The sequence below is a fragment of the Clostridium sp. genome, from assembly GCF_051650885.1.
GTDB lineage: Bacteria > Bacillota > Clostridia > Clostridiales > Clostridiaceae > Clostridium.
Genome location: NZ_JBOFRG010000131.1, coordinates 1 through 10,023 on the forward strand (window position 1 = coordinate 1; position 10,023 = coordinate 10,023).

10 protein-coding genes and 1 other annotated feature are annotated in these 10,023 nt (G+C 29.8%); of the genes, 6 read left to right on the forward strand and 4 right to left on the reverse strand.

Translation table 11 applies throughout. The annotated features are described in order from the left end of the window. Positions 1–142 precede the first annotated feature (142 nt). The 3 genes from thrS to ispF form a co-directional block, all read right to left on the reverse strand. Entirely contained in the window at positions 143–2,074 is a 1,932-nt protein-coding gene (thrS, locus tag ACRC28_RS06405) for a threonine--tRNA ligase (protein WP_438542620.1), read from the reverse strand. Positions 2,075–2,133: 59 nt separating this feature from the next. Next, positions 2,134–2,345: a binding site (T-box leader), on the reverse strand. A gap of 73 nt (positions 2,346–2,418) precedes the next feature. After that, the gene (locus ACRC28_RS06410; RefSeq protein WP_438542621.1) at positions 2,419–2,829 is read right to left on the reverse strand and encodes an HNH endonuclease signature motif containing protein; all 411 of its coding nucleotides are present in this window, start codon (positions 2,827–2,829) and stop codon (positions 2,419–2,421) included. 91 nt (positions 2,830–2,920) lie between these two features. Further along, on the reverse strand, positions 2,921–3,388 hold the full coding sequence (gene ispF / locus ACRC28_RS06415) for a 2-C-methyl-D-erythritol 2,4-cyclodiphosphate synthase (protein WP_438542622.1): 468 nt from the start codon (positions 3,386–3,388) through the stop codon (positions 2,921–2,923). Between the two features lie 279 nt (positions 3,389–3,667). On the opposite strand from ispF, the gene ACRC28_RS06420 reads away from it, so the two are divergent. The 6 genes from ACRC28_RS06420 (at position 3,668) to ACRC28_RS06445 (ending at position 9,023) form a co-directional block, all read left to right on the forward strand. Further along, positions 3,668–4,687 (forward strand): hypothetical protein, encoded by a 1,020-nt coding sequence (locus ACRC28_RS06420; protein WP_438542623.1) that lies wholly within the window; start codon positions 3,668–3,670, stop codon positions 4,685–4,687. Next, the gene (gene rluF, locus ACRC28_RS06425; protein ID WP_438542624.1) at positions 4,677–5,486 is read left to right on the forward strand and encodes a 23S rRNA pseudouridine(2604) synthase RluF; all 810 of its coding nucleotides are present in this window, start codon (positions 4,677–4,679) and stop codon (positions 5,484–5,486) included. Before ACRC28_RS06420 ends, rluF begins: the two co-directional genes overlap by 11 nt. 245 nt (positions 5,487–5,731) lie before the next feature. Further along, a complete protein-coding gene (locus tag ACRC28_RS06430) occupies positions 5,732–6,445 on the forward strand; it encodes a DUF3298 and DUF4163 domain-containing protein (RefSeq protein ID WP_438542625.1) in 714 nt (237 codons plus the stop codon). 26 nt (positions 6,446–6,471) lie between these two features. Further along, on the forward strand, positions 6,472–7,848 hold the full coding sequence (locus ACRC28_RS06435) for an aldehyde dehydrogenase (RefSeq protein ID WP_438542626.1): 1,377 nt from the start codon (positions 6,472–6,474) through the stop codon (positions 7,846–7,848). Between the two features lie 23 nt (positions 7,849–7,871). Then, the gene (locus ACRC28_RS06440; RefSeq protein ID WP_438542627.1) at positions 7,872–8,750 is read left to right on the forward strand and encodes an ROK family protein; all 879 of its coding nucleotides are present in this window, start codon (positions 7,872–7,874) and stop codon (positions 8,748–8,750) included. Between the two features lie 15 nt (positions 8,751–8,765). After that, positions 8,766–9,023: a hypothetical protein gene (locus ACRC28_RS06445; RefSeq protein WP_438542628.1), complete on the forward strand. Its 258-nt coding sequence runs from the start codon at positions 8,766–8,768 to the stop codon at positions 9,021–9,023. Positions 9,024–9,067: 44 nt separating this feature from the next. On the opposite strand, the gene ACRC28_RS06450 is transcribed toward ACRC28_RS06445, so the two are convergent. After that, a partial coding sequence (locus ACRC28_RS06450; protein ID WP_438542629.1) for an HAD-IC family P-type ATPase occupies positions 9,068–10,023 on the reverse strand: 956 nt, incomplete at its 5' end.

Consider the following 10,023-nt stretch of genomic DNA (forward strand, 5'->3'; position numbering starts at 1 on the left):
TAGTATAATCTTTAAGTAAAATGTTGGTTTTAAGCATACAAACATTTTATCAGAATCCCTAACTTTTTCGAAGTTAGGGATTTGTTTTTTTGTATAAAAAAGGAACTGTGCACTACTTTTTAGTGCGACAGCCCCTTTAATATTATAAATCTTTATTAGATACTTCACTTAAAATTCTAGCTTTGAATTCTTCAAAGTTTATAGAACCTTCATCACCATTTTTTCTGCTTCTAACAGCTACTGATTTGTCAGCTTCTTCTTTTTCACCAACAACAATAATGTATGGTAATCTTTCAAGTCTAGCTTCTCTTATCTTATAACCGATTTTTTCAGCTCTGAAGTCACCTTCAACTCTGATACCACTATTTCTTAAGCCACTCATTACTTCGTTTGCATAATCATTGTATTTATCAGAGATTGGAAGAACTTTAACTTGAACTGGTGAAAGCCAAGTTGGAAGTGCTCCAGCAAATTTTTCTATAAGCATAGCAAGAGTTCTTTCATAACATCCAATTGATGATCTGTGAATGATGTATGGTAATTGCTTATCTCCATTTTTATCAATGTAAGTCATACCAAATCTTTCAGCAAGAGCAAAGTCAATTTGAACAGTTATTATAGTATCTTCTTTACCATGAACGTTCTTGAATTGGATATCAAGCTTTGGTCCGTAGAATGCAGCTTCATCAGTTGCTTCAACATAATCTATTTCTAAATGGTCTAATATATTTTTCATTATAACTTGAGTTTCTTCCCAAGCTTTAGCATTGTCAATGTATTTAGCTTTGTTGTTTGGATCCCATTTAGAGAATCTATAAGTAATATCATCAGCGATTCCTAAAGTTGTCATAACGTATTTAATTAAATCAACTACACCTTTGAATTCATCTTCAAGTTGCTCTGGAGTAACTACTAAGTGTCCATCAGCTAAAGTAAATTGTCTAACTCTTATAAGACCGTGCATTTCTCCTGAACTTTCATTTCTGAAAAGAGTAGAAGTTTCAGCATATCTTATTGGTAAGTCTCTGTAGCTGTGTTGTTCAGCATTGTATATAGTGTATTGGAATGGACAAGTCATAGGTCTTAAAGCGAAAACTTCGCTATCCTTTTCTTCATCTCCTAAAACAAACATACCATCTTTGTAATGATCCCAGTGTCCTGAAACCTTGTAAAGATCACTTTTAGCCATTAATGGAGTTTTAGTTAAAACATATCCACGTCTTTCTTCTTCATCTTCAATCCATCTTTGAAGAATTTGAACAACTTTAGCTCCCTTAGGCATTAATAATGGAAGACCTTGACCAACTTTTTCATCAGTCATAAATAATTTTAATTCTCTTCCAAGTTTGTTATGGTCTCTTTTTTTAGCTTCTTCTAAAGCTTCTAAATGCTCTTCTAAATCTTTAGCTTTTAAGAAAGCAGTTCCGTAGATTCTTGAAAGCATTTTATTGTTTTCATTACCTTTCCAGTAAGCTCCAGCACTTCTAAGAAGTTTAATAGCTTTCATTGGCTTTAATGACATTATATGAGGTCCTGCACAAAGGTCAGTAAAATCACCGATAGAGTAGAATGAAATGATTTCATCTTCTGGTAATTCGTTTATAAGTTCAACCTTGTAAGGCTCATCCTTCATAAGTTCTAAAGCTTCATTTCTTGGAAGCTCAAATCTTTTTATTTCAGGATTTTCTTTAACGATTTTTTTCATTTCTGATTCTATTTTAACTAAATCTTCTGCTGAGAATGCAGTATCTTTATCAAAATCATAGTAGAATCCATTTTCAATAGCAGGTCCGATTGCTATTTTTGTATCTGGGAAAAGTCTTTTAACAGCATAAGCTAAAACGTGTGATGCAGTATGTCTTAAAGCATCTTTTCCTTCCTCAGAATCAAATGTGAATATTGAAACCTCTGCATCTTCATTTAAAACATATCTAAGGTCAACAACCTTATTGTTTACCATTGCACAAAGTGCATTTCTAGCTAAACCTTCGCTAATTCCTTTAGCTACATCAAGCATTGAAACTCCAGCTTGGAATTCTTTTACTGAACCGTCTTTTAAAGTAACTTTTATCATAATTAAATCTCCTCTCTTAATTGAATTTTAAAATAAAAAAACTCCGTCTCTATAATAAATATAGAGGCGAAGTAGTATCCGTGGTTCCACTCTAATTATTCATATTAAAAATATGAATCTCTTAAATTTATCGTAACGTGATAAGGACGGACTGTATTAAAGTCGCTCGGAGGTAGTTTTCTGTTAATCTCAAGTAAAAATACTTTCAGCTACTGTATTTTCTCTCTTTAAGTGAGGTCTATAACATACTCTGTCTCGTCATTGCGTTAATTATTGATTTATCTAATATTATAGGAACTTCATTTCTACCTGTCAATACATGAAATGTAAATATATATGAAATATTATATTTTATATATCTCAGATTGAAGATTTTGTAATTCAATAGACTGAAGTAAATCCTCAGGGTAGTAGGAATTTCCCATTAGGCTAAAAATAATATGGTCTTTTTTATAGCCTTCTTTATAGAGTTTTAAGTTTTTAGTAACTCTTTTTATTGTATTTTTAGATGCATTTAAAACAATTATAAGTTCTTTTATTGAGTAAAATGATTTAGTCAAAAGAGCATACAATTTTTTTTGTAAATGTATCTTATATTCAATATCTTTTTCTAATTTATGATGAGGTCCATTTTTACCTCTGTGATGCTCTTGGCATAAATACATATAATTTATGTCAAGCTCAAAGCCACCTTCAGAACGGTGAACTATATGATGTATATCTGCAGGCTTGTTACATACTTGGCAAAAATACAAGATTATACCCCCTTTTTATTATAAAATTATAAGTGTATAACTTTATAGAGAATATTATAATCCAATAAAAGGAAGTAAGCAAATTAACAAGTTATAAAAGTAAGCAAATTGCTTGAGATGAAATACCAAGTTCCTCTCCTGTAAACCCAAGTTTTTCTTCAGTCGTTGCTTTTACATTTATATTACTTATATCAATATTTAAGGCTTTTGCAATATTCTCTTTCATAAGGCTAATATGTGGAGCCATTTTTGGTTTTTGTGCAATGATTGTTGAATCAATATTACCAATTTTAAAATTATTTTCTTTTAAAAGTAATCCAACATGTTCTAATAATTTTATGCTAGAAATACCTTTGTATTTAGGGTCAGTATCAGGGAAGTGAGTTCCGATATCACCAAGTCCTGAAGCACCTAAAAGAGCATCCATTATTGCATGAATTAAAACATCAGCATCTGAATGACCAAGAAGTCCAACAGTGTGTGGGATTTTTACCCCTCCCAAAATTAAGTCTCTATTTTCTACTAGACGATGAACGTCATATCCAAGTCCTATTCTCATAAAATATCACCTCTTTAAAAAATCTTCTTTAATCTTATCATAAAATTTTCTCATAAAGAAGGAAAAGGCTGACACTTTAGTTCTTTTGTACTTAAAATCAACATATATAATATTCTTTCTTTTCATAAAAAACCTATAAAGATAGTGATTTATAGTATATTATATTAAAAATGGTAGAAAAATGACAATTATAGTTTTTTTATTTAGTGATTTAGTTAAAAAAATAAAAGAATTAAGGTATAATTAATTAAAGAGAAAAGAAATATGGGGATGGGTATTGTGAATAAATTTAATAAGAATAAATATGTTTTTTCAATGAGAAATGGGTTATTAGAAGTTGGAGAAAAGCTTGATATAGTAAGAGAAAGAGAAATCTCTTTATTAAGAAAAGAGTTGTATCTATATGATGTGCATATTAAAGAATTATCAAGAATGAGGATGAATGATAGAGAAAAAAATATTGCAATGAATATAGCTTTTTATGTTATGGAAGAGGAGGAACTTTTACAAAGTTTCAGAGATAAAAGAAAACTTAATTTATCAAGTTTAAGTAGAAAAACAAAAATTAAAAAAGAATTTTTGAAAATGTGGTATGGGTATATAGTTTTATATATTATAATGTTTTCAAATCCAAATTATAAAAATATACAAAACTATGTGAGGATAATCCTTAATGAAGAAAATTCAGTGGTAAATAATCTAGAAAGTAAGAAGGATAGAATCAAAGGGTTAGTCTTAAAAATTAATAGTAGGTCAATCAATATATTAACAAGTAATGGTGAAATAAAAAATCTTAAAAAAGAAGAGACTAAGATTGGGATAGAGCATGAAGGGATTGAAAAAGATTTCTTCTATAAAAATAGGTTTAAGATATTGCTAGTAACTATCTTTATAGCTACTATAACAGGAGTTGTTTTTTATCAGTATAATACAATAGAGACTACAGTAATACTGCAAACTACATCAGATGTGAAAATCCAAACGAATAGATTTAATAGAGTATTATATTCTTATTCGGGTACTGAAAAAGGTGAAAAAATGCTTACTGATTTAAAAATTAATGGTGAATCAATAGACAATGCAATATTGAATGTTATAAAATATGCAGATAACAATAGTATGAAGCCAGAACATGGGTATACAATGACTGTAAATGGAACAACTATAAATACAAAAGATTTGAAAAATACAGGGGAATATATTTATGATAATAAAGTTAAGCTAGATATAAATAATAATGGCATACAGCTTAATCTATATACAATAATAAAAAATCAAAAGGAAGAAAATGATGAATAAAACGAGATATAAGTATATAAATAAAAAAGCAAGAGAAAAAGAAAATAGTAGAGTGGTTACAGAAGCCGTAATAGACCATAGCGACAGACCAGAAGAGGTAAGATTAAATAAATATATTGCAGAAACAGGCTATTGCTCAAGAAGAGAGGCGGATAAACTTGTAGAAGCAGGAAAAGTTTATATAGATGGACAAAAGGCTTTAATGGGTCAAAAAATTATCCCAGGACAAGAAGTAACTATAGATGGAAAGCTTGTAACAAAAGAAGAAGAGTTAGTTTACATAGCATTAAATAAGCCAGTTGGAATAACATGTACAACAGAGAAAAAGGTAAAAGGAAATATAGTTGACTTTGTTAATCATGAAAAAAGAATTTATAACATTGGAAGATTAGATAAGGACTCACAAGGTCTTATATTAATGACTAATGATGGTGATGTGGTAAATAAAATTTTAAGAGCAGGAAATGACCATGAAAAGGAATATATTGTTCAAGTAGATAGAAAGATAACAAATGAATTTATCAAAAAGATGAGCAGTGGAGTTCCTATATTAGATACTATAACAAAAGATTGTAAGGTAACAAAAGAGGGGGAAGACGTTTTTAGAATAGTCTTAACGCAAGGATTAAACAGACAAATTAGAAGAATGTGTGAAGCCCTTGGATATAACGTTGTAAAATTACAAAGAGTTAGGATAATGAACATAGGTCTTGGAACATTAAAAGTTGGTGAGTGGAGAAATTTAACTTACAAAGAATTAAAAATATTAAATGATATGATAAAAAATTCAAGAAGATAAGAATAAAAAATAGTCTACAGAGAAATAATATCTGTGGGCTATTTTTGTTATTAATGGAAATAAAAAATAAAAATAGAGTAAGTAAAAGTATTAAAAGTCAAAAATTACTAACAGTATCAACAGGTACCTGTGGATAACTTGTGATAAATATGTTGATATTCCTGTAGATAAAATCATTTTTGCTGTGGAATAAGGAAAAAAAGAGAAAAAACATGTAGAAAAAAAGAAGAAAGGAGAAAAAAAGAATGAAAGAAAAGGCTAGGACACTTAGATTTAAAAGGTTGTGGATAATATTATTATTAACATTTTCCACACAATGCCTGTGGATAACTTCGTATGCTGTGGAAAGAAGCGATATAGTTCAAAAGAAAACATATACTAAAGATAGATGTATAGTAATTGATATAAGTATTCCTTACATTCAATCCCATTATGGAATAATAGCGAATGAAATAATTGGAGAGAGGACAAATGCTTATATTTTAGAAGTTACAAAGGGAGCAGATGAATATAAAAAAGATGGGATGATGTGTAACATACCTTATGAGGTCATGTCAACTTATAAAGTAGCTAAGAATGATAATAACTTAGTGAGCTTATATATAGACTATTACCAGTTTGCAGGTGGAGCTCATGGTATGAGCTATAAGGAGGCTTATAATATAGATAAAAGAACAGGACAATTGTTAAATTTGAGTGACTTTTTTAAGGAAAATTACAATTATAAAGAGAAAATAGATTCTTTAATTAGAGAAGAAATAAATAAGGATAAGGAAAAATATTTTGATGGAGGAGGGGATTTTAAAGGGGTTGATAATAAAACTAGATTTTATATAAATGATAATAATTTAGTAATTTATTATGGACTTTATGAAATTGCACCATATGCATCAGGAATAATTGAATTTAATTTAAGCTTAGATAATTTTAAAGATGGACTTAAATATGATAAAATTTAAATAAAATAATTTTTTGGAGTGAAAATATGGAAAATTTAAAAGAGGTTTTTTTAAAACAGAAAGAGTTTTTTAAAACAGGAGAGACAAAAGATTTAAATTTTAGAATAGATAGTTTAAAAAAATTAAAGAGAGTTATAAAAGAAAATGAAGAAGATTTTTTAATTGCCTTGAATAAAGATTTAGGAAAAAGTAAGTTTGAAGGCTATGCAACAGAACTAGGGATAACTTATGATGAAGTGAATTTGCATATAAAAAAATTAAAGACATGGGCAAAGAGAGAAAAGAAAAAAAGCTCTATAGTATATTTCCCAAGCAAAAATTACATTTATAAAGAGCCATATGGTGTGGCTCTTATAATTGGACCTTTTAATTATCCTTTTCAACTTATTATAGCACCACTTATTGGAGCTATAAGTGCAGGAAACTGTGCTGTTTTAAAGCCGTCAGAAGGTTCTTTAAATACAGCATTGTTATTAGAGAAGGTGATTAATAATGCTTTCGATGAAGAGTATATAAAAGTAGTTGCACCAAATGAAGGAAGAAAGGCTGTTACAGAGCTTATAAATACTCCATACGATTATATATTTTTCACAGGAAGTATTGCTGTTGGAAAAATTGTTATGGAAGCAGCAGCAAAAAATTTAATTCCAGTAACATTAGAACTTGGTGGGAAAAGTCCTTGTATTATAGATAAGGATAGTAAACTAAGTTTAGCAGCTAAAAGAATAGTTTGGGGAAAATTCTTAAATGCAGGTCAAACTTGTGTTGCACCAGATTATCTTATGGTTCAAAAAGATATTAAAGATGAATTTTTAAAAGAGCTAGTAAATGAAATAGAAAAGCAGTTTGGGAAAGATACAAAAAATAATGAAGAGTATCCAAGGATTATAAGAGAAAGGGATACAGAGAAATTAGTAGAATACTTTAAGGATGGAGATATATATTATGGTGGAAATTATGATATAAGCGATAGATATATAGAGCCAACTATTATAACAAATGTAGACTTAGAAAGTAGTCTTATGCAAAATGAAATATTTGGACCAATATTACCAATTGTAGAGTTTGATGATACGACAGAGGCTATAAACTTTGTAAATAATAGGAATAAACCACTTGCATTATACTATTTTTCAGAAGATAATAATAAAATAGAGAGAGTACTTAAAGAAACTACTTCAGGTGGAGTTACTATAAATGATACAGTAATTCATGTTGGTCAAACATCTTTACCTTTTGGTGGAGTTGGAAGTAGTGGAATGGGAAGTTATCATGGGAAAGCAAGTTTTGATACTTTTTCACATACAAGGTCAGTTGTGAAAAGGGGAACCTTTATGGAAGTGAATATAAGATTTGCACCATTTAAAGATAAGATTAAATTATTAAGAAAAGTTATGAGGTAGAGAGTATTTAAGGGGGAATTTTTATGAGAAAAATATTGGCATTTGATATTGGTGGTACAAACACTAAGTATGGAATTGTAAATGAAATGGGTGAAATTTTAGAAAAGGGAAAGAATAAAACAAGGGCGGAGAATGAGGAAGTCTTTATAGAAAGTCTAACAAGTGTTATAGAACAATATAAAGATTCTATTGAAGGTGTAGCTATAAGTATGCCTGGATTTATAAATGCAGAAAAAGGGATACCGGAGGTATGCTATGCAATTAACTGTATGGAAAAGAAAAGTATAACAGAAATACTAAAAGAAAAAATAGGTTTAAAGGTAACTGTTGAAAATGATGGGAAATGCGCAGCACTTGCAGAAAAGTTCAGTGGAAATGCAAGGAGTTGTGATGACTTCATATGTTTAACCTTTGGAACAGGAGTTGGTGGGGGGATTTTCTTAAATGGAAAGATTATAAGAGGGAATTCCTTTAGAGCAGGAGAACTTGGATTTATGGTTTGTGAAGGATTAACTAAAGAAGGTGGACAAGGAATGCTAAGTACAACAGCATCAACAGTTTCTTTAGTAAATATGTATAAGAAATATAAGAATATAGATATGGATGCTGAGATAAGCGGAGAAGAAGTATTTATAGAGGCTAAAAAAGATGAAGAGGTACAAGCTATATTAAATAAATGGTATACATCTATAAGCATTGGAATAATGAATTTATCAGCTACTTTAAATCCTGAAAAAATACTTTTAGGTGGAGGAGTAAGTGATAGAGAAGATTTTATTCCGAATATATTAGAAAGCCTAAAAGAGATAAAATGGTGGAATGATGTAAGTTGTAGCATAGAACTTTGCAAACACAGAAGTGATGCAGGACTTATTGGAGCAACATACAGCTATTTGTATTAAAGGGAGAAGTGTAGAATGGATGTAAATAAGGTTTTGGGTTATATAGGGAAAGAAGTTTTTGTAAAATATTATTATGAATTTAAATCAGGTAGAGGGGCACAATATTTACCGACAAAATTTACTGAAAAATCAAGAGCATCAAGGGCAAGTAAAGCTAAATATTTATTTAATAATGGTTTAAACAAAGAGGCTTTAGAAATAATAATAGAATCTGGAAGACTAGACTTTGCCATAAGAAAAAAAGCAAGAGAAATTTTAGAAAAAGAGAAATAAAAAAAGTAGAGCTGTTTCACTATGTAGTGGAACAGCTCTATTAGTTATCTAAATCTTATCATTTTTACAATTTGAATGATAACCGTTGGCATAAAGGCGAATAAGTAAATGAATCCTACTGAACCTAAAGTTAAAGGAGCTACTTGGAATAGACCTCTAAAGATTGGAACAAATAAAATTATATTTACTAAGACAACACCTGTTATGAAAGCGTACCAGCTATAAGCGTTAGTGAAAAGACCAAGCTTAAAGATAGAAGCTTTTCCACGACAGTTAAATCCATGGAATAATCTTGCAAGACATAGTGTAGAGAATGCCATAGTACTTGCAACGGCAGGGCTTGTTTTAAGTCCCATATAGAATGCAAGAAGTGTAAATATAGCAATTACAATTCCTTCAAAAGCAATATCTGTTAGGAAATCTTTTGTAAGGATAGATTCTTTACTGTTTCTAGGTTTTTCTTTAAGAATATCCTTGTTTCCTTTTTCAACACCAATTGCAATTGCAGGTAAACTATCAGTAACAAGATTTATAAATAATAAGTGAACTGGAGCAAATGGAGCTGGAAGTGCAGCTATTGAGGCATATAAAACAGCAAGTATAGCTGAAGTATTACCTGATAAAAGGAACTTTATAGAGTTCTTTATATTAGCATAAACATTTCTACCATTAGCTACAGATTTAACTATTGTAGCAAAGTTATCATCAGTTAAAATCATAGAAGCAGCATCTTTTGAAACTTCAGTTCCTGTGATTCCCATAGCAATACCAATATCAGCTTGTTTAAGAGCTGGGGCATCATTAACACCATCACCAGTCATAGCAACAATATTTCCTTTGTTTTGCCATGCATTAACTATTCTAATTTTATGCTCTGGTGAAACTCTTGCATAAACAGAAATGTGAGGAAGCTTTTCCATAAGTTCTTCTTCAGACATTTTGTTAAGCTCTAAACCTTCAACTGCCATATCACCATCTCTAAGGATTCCAATTTGTTTTG